General features: G+C 39.0%; 16 protein-coding genes, 1 other RNA gene and 1 other annotated feature. Of the genes, 16 read left to right on the top strand and 1 reads right to left on the bottom strand.

Features of this window, described 5'->3' with window-relative positions:
- Positions 1-20: 20 nt before the first annotated feature.
- The 3 genes from dtd to ACOMCU_RS05950 all read left to right on the top strand — a co-directional run bounded on the left by dtd (position 21) and on the right by ACOMCU_RS05950 (position 1,692).
- Positions 21-461 (top strand): D-aminoacyl-tRNA deacylase, encoded by a 441-nt coding sequence (gene dtd, locus ACOMCU_RS05960; protein WP_421049662.1) that lies wholly within the window; start codon positions 21-23, stop codon positions 459-461.
- A 72-nt stretch (positions 462-533) separates the two neighbouring features.
- A complete protein-coding gene (locus tag ACOMCU_RS05955; RefSeq protein ID WP_036130420.1) occupies positions 534-749 on the top strand; it encodes a DUF2642 domain-containing protein in 216 nt (71 codons plus the stop codon).
- Positions 750-798: 49 nt separating this feature from the next.
- A complete protein-coding gene (locus tag ACOMCU_RS05950; RefSeq protein ID WP_421049661.1) occupies positions 799-1,692 on the top strand; it encodes a manganese catalase family protein in 894 nt (297 codons plus the stop codon).
- A 52-nt stretch (positions 1,693-1,744) separates the two neighbouring features.
- Here ACOMCU_RS05950 and ACOMCU_RS05945 read toward each other — a convergent pair whose 3' ends face one another.
- Positions 1,745-3,307 (bottom strand): SH3 domain-containing protein, encoded by a 1,563-nt coding sequence (locus tag ACOMCU_RS05945; RefSeq protein WP_036130413.1) that lies wholly within the window; start codon positions 3,305-3,307, stop codon positions 1,745-1,747.
- Positions 3,308-3,470: 163 nt separating this feature from the next.
- Positions 3,471-3,712 (top strand) — a binding site (T-box leader).
- Positions 3,713-3,827: 115 nt separating this feature from the next.
- On the opposite strand from ACOMCU_RS05945, the gene hisS reads away from it, so the two are divergent.
- The 13 genes from hisS to ACOMCU_RS05880 all read left to right on the top strand — a co-directional run bounded on the left by hisS (position 3,828) and on the right by ACOMCU_RS05880 (position 17,570).
- Positions 3,828-5,093, top strand: coding sequence for a histidine--tRNA ligase (hisS, locus tag ACOMCU_RS05940; protein ID WP_421049660.1), 1,266 nt, complete (start codon positions 3,828-3,830; stop codon positions 5,091-5,093).
- An 18-nt stretch (positions 5,094-5,111) separates the two neighbouring features.
- Positions 5,112-6,881 (top strand): aspartate--tRNA ligase, encoded by a 1,770-nt coding sequence (aspS, locus tag ACOMCU_RS05935; protein WP_421049659.1) that lies wholly within the window; start codon positions 5,112-5,114, stop codon positions 6,879-6,881.
- A gap of 282 nt (positions 6,882-7,163) precedes the next feature.
- Positions 7,164-7,355: non-coding RNA, 6S RNA (gene ssrS, locus ACOMCU_RS05930), on the top strand.
- Positions 7,356-8,380: 1,025 nt separating this feature from the next.
- Positions 8,381-9,544 (top strand): N-acetylglucosamine-6-phosphate deacetylase, encoded by a 1,164-nt coding sequence (nagA, locus tag ACOMCU_RS05925; protein ID WP_421049658.1) that lies wholly within the window; start codon positions 8,381-8,383, stop codon positions 9,542-9,544.
- A gap of 24 nt (positions 9,545-9,568) precedes the next feature.
- A complete protein-coding gene (locus ACOMCU_RS05920) occupies positions 9,569-10,291 on the top strand; it encodes a GntR family transcriptional regulator (RefSeq protein WP_036131557.1) in 723 nt (240 codons plus the stop codon).
- Positions 10,292-10,295: 4 nt separating this feature from the next.
- The gene (locus ACOMCU_RS05915) at positions 10,296-11,015 is read left to right on the top strand and encodes a sugar isomerase domain-containing protein (protein WP_036131555.1); all 720 of its coding nucleotides are present in this window, start codon (positions 10,296-10,298) and stop codon (positions 11,013-11,015) included.
- Positions 11,016-11,032: 17 nt separating this feature from the next.
- Positions 11,033-11,302 (top strand): HPr family phosphocarrier protein, encoded by a 270-nt coding sequence (locus ACOMCU_RS05910; RefSeq protein WP_421049657.1) that lies wholly within the window; start codon positions 11,033-11,035, stop codon positions 11,300-11,302.
- Positions 11,296-13,014: a phosphoenolpyruvate--protein phosphotransferase gene (gene ptsP, locus ACOMCU_RS05905; protein ID WP_421049656.1), complete on the top strand. Its 1,719-nt coding sequence runs from the start codon at positions 11,296-11,298 to the stop codon at positions 13,012-13,014. Before ACOMCU_RS05910 ends, ptsP begins: the two co-directional genes overlap by 7 nt.
- 40 nt (positions 13,015-13,054) lie before the next feature.
- On the top strand, positions 13,055-14,230 hold the full coding sequence (locus tag ACOMCU_RS05900) for a GNAT family N-acetyltransferase (RefSeq protein ID WP_421049655.1): 1,176 nt from the start codon (positions 13,055-13,057) through the stop codon (positions 14,228-14,230).
- 250 nt (positions 14,231-14,480) lie between these two features.
- Positions 14,481-14,792, top strand: coding sequence for a PTS sugar transporter subunit IIB (locus ACOMCU_RS05895; protein ID WP_036130405.1), 312 nt, complete (start codon positions 14,481-14,483; stop codon positions 14,790-14,792).
- Positions 14,793-14,805: 13 nt separating this feature from the next.
- Positions 14,806-15,126: a PTS lactose/cellobiose transporter subunit IIA gene (locus ACOMCU_RS05890; protein WP_010860001.1), complete on the top strand. Its 321-nt coding sequence runs from the start codon at positions 14,806-14,808 to the stop codon at positions 15,124-15,126.
- A 46-nt stretch (positions 15,127-15,172) separates the two neighbouring features.
- Positions 15,173-16,462 (top strand): PTS sugar transporter subunit IIC, encoded by a 1,290-nt coding sequence (locus ACOMCU_RS05885; protein ID WP_036130403.1) that lies wholly within the window; start codon positions 15,173-15,175, stop codon positions 16,460-16,462.
- Positions 16,463-16,487: 25 nt separating this feature from the next.
- Entirely contained in the window at positions 16,488-17,570 is a 1,083-nt protein-coding gene (locus ACOMCU_RS05880; protein WP_421049654.1) for a DUF871 domain-containing protein, read from the top strand.
- The last annotated feature ends 45 nt before the right edge of the window (positions 17,571-17,615 follow it).

The following is a 17,615-nucleotide window of genomic DNA, read 5'->3' as shown; positions in this document are numbered from 1 at the left end:
TAGAATAGAGGTTTTAAAAAATGAAAGTGGTATTACAACGTAGTAAAGCGGCATCTGTTACTGTTGACGGAAAAGTAACAGGCGCTATAGATAAAGGCTATGTACTTCTTGTTGGCATTACACATGAGGATACAACGGAGGATGTAGCCTATTTAGCAAAGAAAATCGCTAATCTGCGCTTATGGGAAGATGCTGAAGGAAAAATGAATCATTCCATTTTAGAGCACGGAGGAGCCATACTATCCGTCTCACAATTTACTTTGTATGGGGATACAAAAAAAGGAAATCGTCCGAGCTTTACGGGTGCAGCAAGACCACAAGTAGCACAACCATTATGGGTGGCCTTTAACGATACCTTGCGCGAACATGGGTTGCGGGTTGAAACAGGTGTTTTTGGTGCCATGATGGACGTTGCTTTTACGAATGATGGGCCTGTAACAATACTGCTAGAGTCAAAATAATGGTACATTTCCTGTAATTCCTTCATACACTAAAAATGAATGGTTAGTTTGTTGGAAGGAAGTGCATATGTAATGTCGCAGTTGGGAAGCATATCGAATCCATATTTATATGAAACAATAAGAATGATGATTGGTCAGGCAATTGTCGTTCAAACGGTGAAAAATATTCAGCAAGGTATTTTAACCTCTGTTTTACCTGATCATATCGTTGTAGAGGTTTGTCGTACACCCTTCTTTATTCGTATGGAAGAGATTGTATGGGTTACATTGGCAACGAGAAGAAAATAAGTGCATAAGTACCTTCATGTTCACATAATGTGAATTGGAGGTGCTTTTTTTGTTTCAACGTGTAAACAAATTGGTGATTGATTTACCTGAAGTCGAATATGGTGATGCAAATGCAGCGAGTGCGGTACAAGAGTTACTTGGTGGGAAATTTGGAGAAATGTCGACATTAAATAACTATATGTACCAATCTTTTAATTTTAGAGGAAAAAAGAAGTTAAAGCCTTTTTACGATTTAGTGGCAAGTATTACCGCTGAGGAATTTGGGCATGTTGAGCTGGTGGCGAATACAATAAACTTGTTGAACAAAGGATCTTCATTTACGGCTCCACCAGATTTAACACCATTGGAAAACGGCAAGGATATGCGCTCAACTGCAGCATTTATTGCCTCTGCTCAAACATCACTTGCTGTTGATTCTATGGGGATGCCTTGGACAGGTTCTAATGTATTTACGAGTGGTAATTTAGTGTTAGATTTATTGCATAATTTCTTTTTGGAATGCGGTGCTAGAACCCATAAAATGCGTGTTTATGAAATGACCAATCATCCAACAGCAAGAGAAATGATTGGCTATTTACTTGTCCGTGGTGGAACGCATGTACTTGCTTATGCGAGGGCGCTTGAAATGGCTACAGGTGTCGATGTCTCTAAGTTAATTCCAATTCCAAATCTTGATAATCGTGTATTCGATTATGCACGAAAATACGAGGATATGGGCTATGGCAATGTCCTGTTTACCTGGAATAATGTTGGTGATTATAAAGATATCGATCGAATATGGAAAGGAACAAATCCTACCTCTGGTCAACGTTTATATGTACAGGAAGGCTCGCCAAAGGGCTATGATATCCCAAATTTAGACGAGATGCCAGAAGAATTTGCACCAGGTATTGGGCCAGAGGAGTTTGAAAAAATTGCTAAGCGTTTAATGGAGAATATATAAAAAATAAGCACGCCACTGAAAATGGCTGTGCTTATTTTTAGTTTGTTTTCCCTTATTCGTTTACCTCAAAATAATCAAGAATGCCTTGATAGATACCAAGTGTTGCTTGTTCTCGGAATTTTTCTGTTGTAATAACACGTTCCTCATTCGCATTACTTAAAAATCCAAGCTCAATTAATACTGCTTTTTGACGGTTTTCTCGTAGTACTAAGTAATTCCCTTGCTGTGTACCACGATCTTTTAAATCAATCTTACTTGCAAGTCCATTATGTATAGAATCCGCAAGTCCTTTCTGATTGCCGTTCAAATAATAAGTAGTAAAGCCAGAAATGGAACTATTATCAGTTGCATCATAGTGTAGACTTATAAATGCATCGGCTTCATGCTGATGAGCAACTGAAACCCGTTTGCGCAGCGCGACATATTCGTCTGATTCACGTGTCATGACGACGTTTGCTCCAGCGGCACTTAATTTTGAGGCTAATAGCGATGCTGTTTTTAAAGTGATGTTTTTTTCATCGGTCCCGCGTTGCCCTGTCGTACCATGGTCATTACCACCATGTCCAGCATCAACGACGATTGTAATGCCTTTTAATGTTCCTTTCTTACGTGTTTCAGTCTTTTCTACTGTTGTTATCGATTTATTTTTGGAAGTAGAAACGACCCAATTTGCCACAAAGGCGGTTTTGTCATCTAATTGAATTTCATAAAAATCATCTTTAGTGCCCACAATTTGAAAAGATTCACCAGCATCTACACGTTCAACCACTTCTGCTGCTGTTGTAGCGTCAGTTCGTAGGTTTGTCCCATTATAAATAATTGTTACAGATTCTAGTTCCTTAGCAGATGAAGTTTTAGAGGGAGTGTTCACTATGTTTGAAAACGTACCATAGAAACTATATACCCATCCTGACTTTTTATCATTGTACTGAATCTGTACCCAGTTATGTTCTTGAGCAAGTACTTTAAAGTTTTGCCCTTTTGAAACGGTCGCTATTTTTTTAGCTGTTAAATCCGGCTTTTTACGTATGTTAAGCGAATCAACTAAAACGGTAAAGGTTGTACTTTTATCTTTACTGGCAGTAGATACTTCAACTTTTGGTTTCGCAGTTGTTTTTTCTGTTGTTTCGTTAATCGTAACATAGCTTGAGGATACCCAACCGACTAGTCCATTCCAATTGATTTTTGCCCACTCGCCACTTTCCTTTATTAGAATTGCTTGATTACCAGTTGAAAGTTGGCCAAGAACTGCTGAAGAAATATCTGGTTCTGTTCGTATATTCAGCCGATCAACCTGCGAGATGACTGTTTTTTCAATGGTCTGTTTAGCGTTTGTAGAAGTTGTCAGCCATGATGCTACCCAGCCTTCATAATCCTCTGTTTTTACTTGAATCCAATCACCCTCACGACCGATAGAGGTTAGCGAGTCACCTTCTTCTAATGTCGTGATAATCGGGTAAGAAAGTCCTGGTCCCTCGCGCAGATGAAGAATGGTCCCTGATACTTTTAAATCACTGGTGTCGGCAAGAGCTCTTTGACCATCGTGTATACTTGGAATCGTAATTGTTAACAATAGTACGAAGATGATGGTTAAGTGTAAAAGTTTCGTCGTCATCAGATTCCTCCTATTCTTGAGCTATTTTACCATGATTTTATTAATTTGTTCGTGGGAAAAAGGTAATGGAATTCGTTATTTTGACAACAGTTGCATGAAAAATACGAAAATAGTTGACATTACCTGTTGTTGTGACTAACATAAAAGGTAATCAAAAAATGATTAATCGCTTATGACCAAGCGAGTAGCGTATACCTCTATTGGAAAAGAGAGGGAAAGACCTAGGCTGCAATCTTTCCTACAAAAATGTATAGCGTGAACAACACTTGTGAGGCTTTTTTCTGAAAAGGGATGCTTAGTAGGAAAAAACGGAATCGGCCGTTATCCGATTATGAGGAGGGCGCATGCAGTTAATGCGTCAACTAGGGTGGAACCGCGGAAGCTTATATAGCTCTCGTCCCTTGCAATTATGCAAGGAGGCGAGGGCTTTTTTTATTGGTTTGGAAAGATCCGTGCGAAGGATCCCCTCAATCCAGTAAGGTAAACTCGCTCATAAGCAATCAATAAAGGAGGTATTACCATGAGTTTTAAAGTGCCACGTGGTACCCAAGATATCCTGCCAGGCCAATCAGAAAAATGGCAAAAGGTTGAAGCCATTATACGTGATTTATGCAGGGTTTATCGTTACAACGAGATTCGTACACCTATTTTCGAGCAAACAGAATTATTTGCTCGTGGTGTCGGTGAAACAACGGATGTTGTACAAAAGGAAATGTATACATTTGAAGATCGCGGCGGTCGTTCATTAACGCTTCGACCAGAAAATACTGCGGGTGTTGTTCGTGCGTATGTGGAACATAAGATGTTTGGCGCGCCAGATCAACCCGTAAAGCTTTCCTATTTAGGACCAATGTTCCGTTATGAGCGTCAACAAGCTGGACGTTATCGTCAATTTGTGCAATTTGGAGTTGAGGCTATCGGGTCAGCAGATCCAGCAATCGATGCGGAAGTTATTGCACTGGCGATGGATGTTTACGAATCAGCAGGTTTAAAGGACTTAAAATTAGTGATTAACTCACTTGGAGATAAAGAAACGCGTGATGCACATCGTACAGCATTGATCAACCACTTTGAGCCGCATATAGAGGGATTTTGCGCTGACTGCCAAAACCGTCTACAAAAAAATCCACTGCGTATTTTAGACTGCAAAGTAGATCGTGAGCATTCATTAATGTTCACTGCTCCTGCTTTAACAGACTTTTTAACAGAGGATTCAGCGTCCTATTTTGCACAGGTGAAAACGTATTTAGATACGCTTGGTATTACGTATGAAGTAGATCCAAACCTAGTACGTGGTCTAGATTACTACAATCACACAACATTTGAAATTATGTCAACAGCTGCAGGTTTCGGTTCCATTACAACGCTTTGTGGTGGTGGTCGATATAATGGCTTAGTAGAAGAAATCGGTGGACCAAACGTACCAGGAATCGGTTTTGCCTTGAGTATCGAACGCTTATTGTTAGCACTTGAAGCAGAGAATGTAGAACTGGAAACAGCCTCGGCACTTGACGTCTACATGATTGCAATGGGTGATGAAGCGAAACGAAAAGCGGTAGAGTTAACAAGTTCATTTCGTGCAAAAGGTATTTCGACGGAGATGGATTATTTAGACCGTAAAATGAAAGCTCAAATGAAATCAGCTGACCGTTTAGGCGCTAAATTTACAATTGTCCTAGGTGAAACAGAGCTAGAAGAGCAAGTAGCAGCTGTAAAACACATGGAATCAGGGGAGCAACAAAAGATTGCTTTCTCAGAATTAGTTAACTATCTATTAAATAAATAATCTTTGGAGGAATTACAAATGGCAACAAGAACACATGCTAGTAACGAGCTATCGGAAGCGTTACAAGGCGAAAAAGTCGTATTAAAAGGTTGGGTGCAACGTCGCCGTGACTTGGGCGGTTTAATTTTCATTGATTTACGTGATCGTACAGGTATTACACAAGTTGTCTTTAGCCCGGATGTAGCAGAAGCGCATGCTTTAGCTGATAAAGTACGTAGTGAGTACGTTATCGAAATTGAAGGGACTGTAATTCTCCGTTCAGAAGATCAAATTAACCCAAATGTGCCAAACGGAAAAATTGAAGTGGAAGCGACAAGTTTAGTCGTTATTAATACAGCGAAAACAACACCGTTCCAAATTGAAGACCGTACGGATGTATCAGAGGACTTACGATTAAAATACCGTTACCTTGACCTACGTCGCCCTGTAATGTTTGATACATTCAAAATGCGCTCAGACGTAACGCGTACCATTCGTAACTTTTTACAAAACGAAGGCTTCTTAGAAGTCGAAACACCAATTTTAACGAAATCATCTCCTGAAGGGGCACGTGACTATTTAGTGCCATCTCGTGTACATGAAGGTGAATTTTATGCATTACCACAATCACCTCAATTATTTAAACAATTATTAATGGTTGCTGGGTTTGAGAAATACTTCCAGATTGCACGTTGTTTCCGTGATGAAGACTTACGCGCTGACCGTCAACCTGAATTTACACAAGTCGACATCGAAACAAGCTTCCTCACACAGGAAGAAATTTTAGAAATGAACGAGCGTCTTATCCAAGCCGTTATGAAAAATGTAAAAGGCATCGATATCCCTGCACCATTCCAACGTATGAAATATCAAGAAGCAATGGATCGTTATGGTTCAGATAAACCTGACGTACGTTTTGGTTTAGAGCTAGTGGCGCTTAACGATATTTTTGATGGCTGTAATTTCAAAGTATTTGCTGATACAGTGGCGCAGGGCAAACAAGTAAAAAGTATCAACATAAAAGGTGCAGCAGACAAATACTCACGTAAGGATATGGATGAGTTAACAAAATTCGTTGGTATTTATGGTGCTAAAGGTCTGGCATGGCTAAAAGTAACGGATGAAGGCTTAAATGGTCCAATCGCAAAGTTCTTTGATGAAGCATTAGCAGCAGCATTAGTCGAACGTATGGGTGCTAAAGTTGGCGATATTTTAGTATTTGTTGCCGATAAAGCTTCTGTTGTTGCAGCTTCTCTTGGTGCACTTCGCACAAAATTGGGTCAAGATTTAGAACTAATTGATGAATCACAATTTGCATTCTTATGGATTACAGACTGGCCATTATTGGAGTACTCTGAAGAAGATGGTCGCTACAAAGCAGCGCATCACCCATTCACACGTCCATTTGATGAAGATATTGCATTAATGGATACAGATCCAGCAGCAGTTCGTGCACAAGCTTATGATATCGTGTTAAATGGTTATGAGCTTGGTGGTGGTTCGTTACGTATTTACGAGCGTGAACTACAAGAAAAAATGTTTGAATTACTTGGTTTCACAGTAGAGGAAGCACAAGCACAATTCGGTTACTTATTAGAAGCATTTGAATACGGTGTGCCGCCACATGCTGGTCTTGCATTTGGTCTTGACCGCTTTGTGATGCTACTTGCGGGTCGTACAAACTTGCGTGATACAATTGCATTCCCGAAAACAGCAAGTGCAAGCTGCTTACTGACAAATGCACCAAGTACAGTATCTCCTGACCAATTGAGTGAGCTAAGTTTAGCGATCAAACCGTTTAAAAAATAAGCTCAGGTATCTTCCAACTGTGGATTTTCGTGTCTATATACGCTCGCTTTCCTGGAGGCTGCAGCTAAGCCTCTTGGAGTCGAGTTGTAGGCACGCCAATTAACCCAGCTATAAAGTTTACAGAAGTATATCAAAACCGGAGTTATATAATGCTAAATACCTTGATTCTCTAGCAAAAGTTGTTGGAAATCTAGGTATTTTTTGCGTTTTTGCAAGAATTTTAAATTTTTAATAGAAAATCGTTTGAATTATCTGAAATATGATGTTATTATAACTGTAACACGAATCCTGATGTGTTTGTCTAACTGCTAACTATATTAAACAGTTTTGACCAACACTATATCGTCGGGAGCCTTCCATTTTGTAGTTGCAAACATGCCCCATACGGAGAGGGAAGTTTAACGCTATGAAGCGGGCACCCACCTGCAAATTGCGGGTTCAAAACGAATGTTTCATCGGCATTACGGCACTATCGGGATTCGTCCATACATAAGAAATCAGTAGCCTTTAAATGTTATGGCTACTTCAGATTTACGACAAGAGGTATTCGGCATGATCACATGCCGAATACCTTTTGAAATTTTTATGGAGTAATATTCGTAACAAATAGCCCCTCTTAACGATAGTAGTACGCTACAATCAACTATTTTCTGCCATTTTTGGACTTTGCCACGTCCAATTAGTTAGCTTCTTCAAATTCATGGCATTAAGCATTGTCTGGATGGACAATTTTTTAATCCTTCGTAAGGTTCTTTAGCATCCACACTTACTCGTTCAATCGTCTCTTTACGTCGTGCATAGATTTGTTACATGTCACTTTGTTGAAATAAATGATCGGGTTCTTCCACATGATGTGTTCAAATATTACGTTCAATGATTTTCCGAATTATTCGTCGTACATGGAGCCAATAACGGAGAACTTGCGCATTGAAATGGACAGGATTTATAATGTCTTCTGCCTTTTTTCGTTGTCGTTGAATAGGATACACTAGTTGACTGAAGCCGTGCCCGCGAAAAGCATCCGCCGTAGTAGAAAGCAACGGGTTCATATAAATACTTAAGAAAATTCCAATTTGCGAACTAAATGGTCTTCAGGCACCATTTGGTCAATTGTCAGCATGTCTAATGGATGTCGTTCATTATTACTTTTGATCGTCAACCTATCCATCACCTCAATCATTTATAAACGTACACTAGTTGATTGGAGCGCAGGCGGCGACTTCTGCTGGAATAGCATGAGCTGAAGGCCCCGCAGAGCGTCCGCCGAAGTGGAAATCAACGGACTCATAAAGATGCTTCTTTTTTTAGAACAAAAGCAGCTTTTCAAGATACATAGAAATGTAACCTTAAGATAAAAAATTAGAAAAATAGAAAAATTATCTGTTTATTTTTGTATGAACATTATATAATTGGTATAGACAACTATACCAACTGAGTAAATAGCTTGTCTTTACCTTAAAGAATGCCTTCTAAAAAATAAATGCTGAGGGGGTGTACGGTTGGGAAATACGTTGTTAATTTCCAATGTCACAATTGTTAATCATGATGAGACGCCATTTAAGGGTGATTTATTTATTGAGAATGGTCAGATTATTAAAATAAGTCATGAATTAACCGACAAGGCGGAGCAATATATTGATGGCAAGGATCAAAACTGGTTGCTACTTCCTGGATATATTGATATGCATATTCATGGGTCTGCAGGACATGATACGATGGATGCTACTCAGAAATCGCTTCATCAAATGGCTCGTTCATTAGTAAAAGAAGGTGTTACAGGTTTCCTTGCTACGACAATGACACAATCTATTCCAACGATTGAAAATGTATTCGTTAATTTAGCTCAATTCGAAACTGGTGCTGAAGAAGCGAGAATGTTAGGCATACATGTTGAAGGACCATATTTGTCAAAGCAACGTGCAGGTGCACAGCCAGTAGAACATATCATTTTACCCTCTATTGAGCAATTTACTCACTGGCAACAACTAAGTAAAAAACGCATTAAACAAATGACTGTAGCTCCTGAGGTAGAGGGTGGATTTGCATTTATTGAAGAATTAAGTAAACAAGGGGTGCTTGTTTCGATTGGACATTCTGATGCAACAATAGAAGAGGTCAACAGGGCGATAACATTGGGGGTAAAACAGGCGACTCATTTATACAATCAAATGCGTCCTTTCCATCATCGGAGTCCAGGCGTTGTAGGGGGCGTTTTCTTAGAAGATAGGGTGAAGGTTGAGTTAATTGCTGATTTTGTGCATAGTCATCCACAGTCTGTGAGACTAGCCTATCGTATTAAAGGAGCGGCAGGGATTATATTAATTACCGATGCAATGCGTGCAAAGGGGCTTCAATATGGGGACTATGATTTAGGTGGTCAAACGGTTCATGTGTCAGAAAGTGGTGCACATTTATCGAATGGAGCCCTAGCTGGTAGCGTTTTGACGATGGAACAAGCCGTGAAAAATATGAAAGCGGTAACAAATTGTTCTTTACAGGAGCTTGTCGCCATGTCATCTGCAAATGCGGCTCAACAATTACAACTAGAAACAACAGGGCGTATTGCAGAAGGTTATGATGCAGATTTTGTATTACTGGATGAAAAATTAAATGTACAAAAAACTATTTGTCGAGGTAAAGTTGTATTTGAGAAATCAAAGTAGGAGTAGATAAGGACGGTGCAAGGCTTGTTAGATAAAAATTCTCATATACCAATCTATATACAAATAGAAGAAATTTTAAAGCAGCGCATTTATTTAGAGGAATACAAAATTGACGAAAATATTCCATCTGAACGGGAGCTTTCAGTGCAGTTTGATGTTAGTCGCATGACAGTGCGTCAATCCATTACAAATTTAGTGAACAGTGGGCTTTTGTACCGCGAAAAGGGGAGAGGTACTTATGTAGCCAATCCCAAATTAGAGCAACCACTGATGGGATTAACGAGTTTTACTGAGGATATGCGTGCGCGTGGAATGGAGCCAAGTAGTAAGGTCTTACGCTTTGAAAAAATTATTCCACCCGTAGATGTAGCAGGAGATTTATTGATAGCACCAGGTGAAGAGGTATTCTTTGTTGTGCGGATACGTAACGCTGATTCTAAGCCTATGGCAATTGAAAGAACGTATATTCCTGTAAAAGTATATCCAGAATTAGATGAAAAGAAAATTATGGGCTCACTATATGCGTTGATTGAAGCGAAATTTCATCAAAAAATTGGCAATGCCATTCAACAAATGGAGGCAGCCATTGTCGCTAAGGAAGATAGTAAGTATTTACAAATTAATGGTACAGCCCCAGTTTTAATTATTAAACGAATAAGTTACTTAGCAGATGGTGTTCCATTTGAGCTGGTGCGTAGTACTTATCGTGCAGATCGATACAAATTCATTAGTGAAATTAAAAGGTGATACTATGCATGATTATTTTCTGGAAATACAGAGACTTTTACAAGAGGTGATTGTGCAGGAGCAAGCGCATATAGCAGATGCTGCACAAATGATCGTTCAACGAATTCAACGTGGTGGAATTGTTCAATTATTTGGTTGTGGCCATTCTCACCTGTTAGCACAAGATGCATTTTACCGTGCAGGTGGGCTTGTACCTGTACATCCAATTACGATTGAGCCATTAACATTAAATGCAGGGGCATTAACTTCTTCAAAAAATGAAAAAGATCCTACTATAATCGAACGACATAAACATTATTTTGATTTTCAAGAACATGATGTTTTCATCGTGATTTCGACTTCGGGACGAAATTATGCACCTATAGATGCTGCATTGCTAGCAAAGGAGGCAGATGTACTTGTCATGTCGCTACAATCACTTGCTTATCAAGAGCAGCAGTCACGCCACAGTAGTGGGAAGCGTTTAGAAGATGTGGTCGATGTCATCATAAATACACATATACCGGTTGGTGATGGTTTGTTACATCGCCAAAATATGCAGTATGCTCCCGCTTCAACGGTTATTGGCTCGGCTATACTGAATGCTATTTTTAGTCAAGTCATTGAGCAAATGGCAGATGAACATGGCATCTTGCCTGTTTTTGAAAGTAACAATGTAGAAGCTAATCTGCATCATAACGAAGTCATGATTGCGAATTATCAAAAACGTATTAATTTCAAGTGAAAATTGGAGGGGTAAAGATGAAGAAGACATATAAAATTACAACACCGGAAGGTCTACATGCGCGACCAACAGCTTTACTAGTAACTGCCGTAACAGCATTCAAATGTGACGTTCAGCTAATCTATAAGGAAAAGTCCGTCAATTTAAAATCCATTATGGGTGTCATGGCACTAGGCATAACGCCAGGAAGCATTGTTGATATTTCAGCAGAAGGGACAGATGCTGACAAGCTTTTCCAAACGGTAACAGACGTTATGATAACTAAAGGAATTGGTGAAGAATGCTAGAAATACAGGGAATTGCCGTTTCTGAGGGCATTGCCTTTGCAAATGCCTATTGTTTAATGGAACCAGATCTATCGTTTGAAAAAATAACAATCACGGATATACAGGCAGAACTGAAGCGATTTAAAGCAGCAGTAGTTCAATCGAAAGCAGAACTGCAAGAAATCTATACAAGCGCTCAGACGAAATTTGGTGATGAGGAAGCGTCTATTTTTGCTGCACATCAATTATTGTTAGAGGATCCAGAAATGTTAGCTACTATTGAAAACAAAATTAACACAGGCATTAATGCTGAATCTGCATTGGATGAAGCAACTAAGATGTTTATAGCGATGTTTGAAGGAATAGACAGTGACTATATGAAGGAGCGAGCAGCAGATATACGAGATGTATCGAAGCGAGTATTAGCCAATCTATTAGGTGTAGAAATGCCGGATATTAGTCGGTTATCTTCGAATGTAATTATCGTAGCTGAAGATTTAACACCATCTATGACAGCACAGTTAGATACAAAGCATGTCAAAGGATTTGTTACGGATATTGGCGGACGGACTTCTCATTCTGCGATTCTCGCACGTACATTAGGAATTCCAGCGATAGTAGGAACAAAAACTGCCACACAAGTTATTACACAGGGAACACCTATTATCATTGATGGCATAAACGGCAAAATCATTATAGATGCTACGCCGGAAACATCACAATTTTATGTCCGCCAGCAACAGATACATAATCAGGGACAAAGCGAGCTTGAGCAATTTCGGTCACTACCAAGTATAAGCGCTGATGGATTGCGTGTAGAAATTGCTGGTAATATCGGAAAACCTGATGATGTAGATATGGTAAATTGCGCTGGTGGCGATGGCATCGGCTTGTTTCGAACAGAGTTTTTATATATGGAGCGTCAGGAGTTACCGAATGAGGAAGAGCAGTTCGTTGCGTACCGAACAGTACTTGAAAAAATGCAGGGTAAACCAACAATTGTTCGTACACTAGATATCGGTGGCGATAAGAACCTTCCTTATTTTAAACTACCAGTTGAAATGAATCCATTTTTGGGCTATCGTGCGATTCGTGTATGTTTATCGCATCCAGAAATGTTCCGTACCCAGCTACGCGCATTACTACGAGCAAGTGCATACGGCAACTTGAAAATTATGTTTCCGATGATTGCCACAATAGATGAATTTAGAATGGCGAAAACATTATTGCTTGAGGAAAAGGACCAGTTGAAAAGCGAGGGATTCATCGTATCGGATACAATCGAAGTTGGCATTATGATTGAAATCCCATCAGCAGCAATGATTGCGGACTTATTTGCGCAGGAAGTGGATTTTTTCTCAATAGGGACAAATGATTTAATTCAGTATACATTGGCAACAGATCGTATGAATGAAAACGTCTCGTACCTCTATCAGCCATACCATCCAGCGATTCTTAGGTTGGTTAAAAATGTTATTGATGCTGCCCATCAGCACGGCAAATGGGTCGGTATGTGTGGCGAAATGGCAGGAGATGAAATAGCAATTCCGATATTACTGGCGCTTGGATTAGATGAGTTTTCCATGACTGCGTCTTCAATTTTAAAAACACGTGCACAAATTTCTAACTATTCACAAAAGCAACTTAAACAACATGTTGAAAAAATTTTAATGCTAGCTACTGCGTCTGATGTAGAAGAATATGTCAGGAAGTTCCTATTAAAACAAGATTAATAGTTAGAATATTCTAAAATTAGATAAGGGTGAATAGGTTATGGAAATAAAATTAATTCCTCCAAAAGATTATACGCAAGTACATCGACTAAGGGATTATTGTTTTCCGAATAAATATGTTGGCACTCGCCGTGAGGATTTTCAATATTGGATTGAGCAAAGTACAACACTTGGAGCCTATGATGGGGATAAAGTTGTCGGGCAGCTCTTCATTCTTCCGCTAAATATGACGGTGCATGGTGAGAATTATAAAATGGGTGGTATTGGATTTGTCGGGACTTTTCCTGAGTATCGTCAGCGGGGGATTATTAAAAAACTTATGCTAGAAGCGCTTAAGGAAATGCGACAAAATGGGCAAGCCATTTCTGTATTAGCACCATTTTCAGTATCCTTCTATCGTTATTTTGGCTGGGAACTATTCTTTGAGAAACTTCACTATTCAATTCCACATTCCTTGTTTCCAAACCTAGGAAAACAAGTAGATATTGTGAAACGCATGAGTTTTGAATGGCGAGATGAAGATCTCTTCCAAGCTATTCAGGATTTTCATAATACACAAGCACTGCTTAACAATGGTAGTATGCTGCGCGACGAAGCTTGGTGGAAAAGAATTGAGAGAAGAGCACCTGATAGCCATTTCGCTGCGTATTTTCAAGAAGATAAAGTAGCAGGCTATATTCGTTATACAATGCAAGAGGGAACATTTATGATTCATGATTTTATAGCTCAGGATATGCTAGCAGAACAGGCAATCTGGCGTTTTATAACGTCACATGCATCAAGCGTATACACGATTGAAGGTATCACTGCAAATGACCATCATTTTGGTTTTCAATTTCAGGAACCACAATTTAAAAGAGAAGTCAAAATGGATGTAATGGTAAGAATAGTCGATGCTTTTGCTTTTATGCAGCGTTATCCGTGGGAGGACATACAAGAACCACTATATGTGTCTTTAGAGGATGCTTTTTGTCCTTGGAATGAATGTGTATACAAAATAAATAAAGATGGTAATGTCTCCATAATCGAGGCAAATTCGATATCGGATAAGCATATGCTAGCATTACCAATCAATCTATTTTCTGCAATGATGGTCGGTTATCTTCCGGTTCAGGAAGCGCTAATTTATGCAAAAAAGGATGCTATAAAAGAAGTAGTGGATACGTGGCAACAAGCGATTCCGCGTAATCGACCAGTATTCTATGAATATTTTTAAAATATCAAAAAATTTTTAAAGTTTTTTCTGGACTATACCAGTTGGGTTAATCCATTTATTAGCAAGTTATGAAGTGATAGCCCAATTATTAATACCCATTTCAAGTAAAGAAAAGCATGTAAAAAGTATATTGTGGTATATACCAATTGGTGCTATTCTCATATTAAGAAAGCGATTACATGACATGTGATAGTTGTAAAATGGCGTTCAATCGAGCAGACAATTTGAGAAAAGAAAAGGAGTGCGGACGATGAAAAATATTATGTTAGTTTGCGTAGCAGGGATGAGTACGAGTTTACTAGTGTCAAAAATGCAGAAGGCAGCACAAGAACAAAATATTGAGGCTGATATTTATGCCATTGCTGAAAGTGAGGTTGAAAAAGTATTAGCAAATAAAGCGGCTGATGTACTTTTACTGGGCCCACAAGTGCGTTACTTAAAGGGGTCATTTGAAACAAAATATAAGGAAAAGAATTTCCCAATCGATGTCATTAATATGGCTGATTACGGCATGATGAATGGTGAAAATGTTTTAAAACAGGCACTAAAGCTGATTGGATGAAGGAGGCTGACCAATGGAAGAAACAGTTATGATGCAGGCCATTATGGGCTTAATTGTGCATAGTGGTAATACGAAGAGTGAATGTATGGAAGCCATTCAGTTAGCAAAAAAGGGGCTTATCAGTGAAGCAAAGGAAAAAATAAACATGGCGAATGAAGCGCTTACAGAAGCACATCATTCACAGACAGCTTTATTGACGCAAGAAGCAAGGGGAGAAAAAGTGGAAGTCTCGATGCTCTTAATTCACGCACAAGATCACTTAATGAATGCCATTACATTCCGTGATTTAGCGCAAGAAATGATAGAGCTATATGAACGTATCACAGGGGAGTAGCATCAACTTTTGATGTCACAATAAAAAGCAAAAGGGAGTGTGTGAAATGTTCCGTTTTTTAGAAGAAAAATTTGTTCCGGTAGCTGCAAGAGTTGGGAATCAGCGTCATTTAGTTGCCATACGTGACGGTTTTATCACGATAATGCCATTGACAATAGTGGGATCGCTAGCGGTATTAATTAATAACCTACCTATAGACCTGTATCAAAATGCACTTGACTCCATTTGGAAACATGAAACTTGGACACAATGGGGCGGCAATATGTGGGGAGCAACATTCGGAATAATCTCACTATTATTAGCCTTTTCTATTGCTTATCACCTCGCAAAAGGTTATGACAAGGATGGACTGTCAGCAGGGGTCATCAGTCTTTCAAGTTACATGACTTTCGGTACTTTTGGTGAGGGTGGTTTAACAGGCTTAACAACAGGTACAGGTGGTATATTTATAGCCATTATCATTGCATTACTCTCTACTGAAGTATTTTGTAGATTGTCAGGCAATCGTAGACTGCTGATTAAAATGCCAGATGGTGTACCACCAGCTGTTTCTAAATCGTTTGCAGCATTACTACCTGCTATTATTACAATTGGCATATTTGCTTTAGTGCGTACAATCATTTCGGCTGGCTTTGATATTCCTGATATTGTGGGTTCATTCTACGCAACAATTCAAGAGCCATTTATGGGCTTAACGAATACATGGGTTGCAGCACTAATTTTAGCGTTTATTCCTACGTTTTTATGGACATTGGGTGTTCATGGTGCGAACATCATCGAACCATTTATGCAATCTATTAATCTACCGGCAATCGATGCGAACGTTGCAGCGATTTCAGCTGGTAAAGCAGCGCCGTATATCGTAAATAAACCATTCTTTGATGCTTTTATCAATATGGGTGGATCGGGTACGACAATTGCACTTATTATCGCTATTTTCATTATTGCAAGAAAGAATAAACAATATAATACGGTTGGAAAATTATCAACTGCACCAGGTATTTTCAATATTAATGAACCGTTGCTTTTTGGTCTACCGATCGTATTAAATCCCATTTTATTTATACCATTTATCTTAACACCGATGATTAATGTAACAATTGCTTTCTTTGCCACAAAATGGGGTTGGGTTCCAGCGGCGACGGTTCCAGTACCGTGGACGACACCACCGATTATCAATGGTTTCTTAGTGACTCAATCTTGGCGTGGGGCTGTATTAAGTATCATACTGATTGTTGTAGCAGTTTGTATTTACTTACCATTCCTAGCGATGGCAAATCGCGTAGCAAAGCAAGAACAAAAACCGGAATCAGAAACTCAAAATGTAGAAGTGTAAAAGCTTAGTGATGGAGGTATTTGAATTGAGACGATTAGGTATTTCACTATATCCTCAGCATAGTACATTAGAAGAAATGAAACAGTATGTACAGCTAGCGCATGACAATGGCTTTGATCGTATTTTTACTTGTCTGATGTCCTTGAACAATGAGGATGAACGAATAAAATTACAGCAAATTAATGCTATTGCAAAGCAACTGGGATTTGATATATCTGCTGATATCGCACCTGCCGTTTTTGAGGAGCTTGGCTTAACGTATAAAGACATAGCTGTTTTCAAAGAACAATATCATCTAGCGGCATTGCGTTTAGACATGGGATTTTCAGGTCAAGAGGAAGCATTTATGTCACTAGATGCTAGTAATTTGAAAATAGAGTTAAATATTAGTAATGGCACAAAATATCTAGAAAATATATTATCCTACCAACCGAACAAAGATAATATTATTGGTTGCCATAATTTTTATCCTAGACAGTTTACAGGTCTTTCACGTCAGCATTTTTTAGAGACCTCCAACCTATTTAAAGCAAATCACGTTCATACAGCTGCTATGATTTCCTCTCAGCATGCAATATTTGGTCCTTGGGAAAAAACACTGCATGGCTTACCAACATTAGAGGAGCATCGTCATCTGCCAATTACTGTGCAAGCGAAAGATTTATGGCACACTGGTTTAATCGATGATTGTATTATCGGCAATATGTATGCTTCTGAAGAAGAGATACGGGCATTAGGGCAATTGAATCGACACAAGCTAGAGCTGAAAGTTGTGCAGGCACCCGAAACGAGTATTTTAGAGCAAGCTATACTATTTAAAGAACCCCATTTTAACCGTGGAGATGTTTCAGAATATGTTATTCGTAGTACACAGTCTCGTGTTAAGTATAAAAATGGAGATTTTCAAGTCCATGATACGCAACCATTGAAGCCAGGTGATATCACAATTGATAATAATTTGGATGTTCGCTATAAAGGGGAGCTACAAATAGTCTTAAAAGAAATACCGAATGCGGGCTCAACAAATGTAGTAGCGAGAGTTGTAGAAGAAGAGCAATTTTTAATAAAGCAGATTCAACCGTGGGCGTCATTTGGCTTTACGAAATAATTGATAACTGGACTAAGGATTGAGCCAACAGCGTTTGCGCTCAAT

Source organism: Lysinibacillus sp. UGB7 (genome assembly GCF_049058285.1).
GTDB classification, from domain to species: Bacteria; Bacillota; Bacilli; order Bacillales_A; family Planococcaceae; genus Lysinibacillus; species Lysinibacillus sphaericus_B.
Note: the sequence above shows the minus strand (reverse complement) of the source record. Positions and strands in the feature narration are given on the sequence as shown.

Coding starts and splice junctions, on each gene's coding strand:
- ACOMCU_RS05900 (WP_421049655.1), top strand. CDS start 13,055: ATGGAAATAAAATTAATTCCTCCAAAAGATTATACGCAAGTACATCGA.
- ACOMCU_RS05890 (WP_010860001.1), top strand. CDS start 14,806: ATGGAAGAAACAGTTATGATGCAGGCCATTATGGGCTTAATTGTGCAT.
- ACOMCU_RS05955 (WP_036130420.1), top strand. CDS start 534: ATGTCGCAGTTGGGAAGCATATCGAATCCATATTTATATGAAACAATA.
- ACOMCU_RS05915 (WP_036131555.1), top strand. CDS start 10,296: ATGCATGATTATTTTCTGGAAATACAGAGACTTTTACAAGAGGTGATT.
- ACOMCU_RS05945 (WP_036130413.1), bottom strand. CDS start 3,307: ATGACGACGAAACTTTTACACTTAACCATCATCTTCGTACTATTGTTA.
- ACOMCU_RS05885 (WP_036130403.1), top strand. CDS start 15,173: ATGTTCCGTTTTTTAGAAGAAAAATTTGTTCCGGTAGCTGCAAGAGTT.
- aspS (WP_421049659.1), top strand. CDS start 5,112: ATGGCAACAAGAACACATGCTAGTAACGAGCTATCGGAAGCGTTACAA.
- ACOMCU_RS05910 (WP_421049657.1), top strand. CDS start 11,033: ATGAAGAAGACATATAAAATTACAACACCGGAAGGTCTACATGCGCGA.
- ACOMCU_RS05895 (WP_036130405.1), top strand. CDS start 14,481: ATGAAAAATATTATGTTAGTTTGCGTAGCAGGGATGAGTACGAGTTTA.
- ptsP (WP_421049656.1), top strand. CDS start 11,296: ATGCTAGAAATACAGGGAATTGCCGTTTCTGAGGGCATTGCCTTTGCA.
- hisS (WP_421049660.1), top strand. CDS start 3,828: ATGAGTTTTAAAGTGCCACGTGGTACCCAAGATATCCTGCCAGGCCAA.
- dtd (WP_421049662.1), top strand. CDS start 21: ATGAAAGTGGTATTACAACGTAGTAAAGCGGCATCTGTTACTGTTGAC.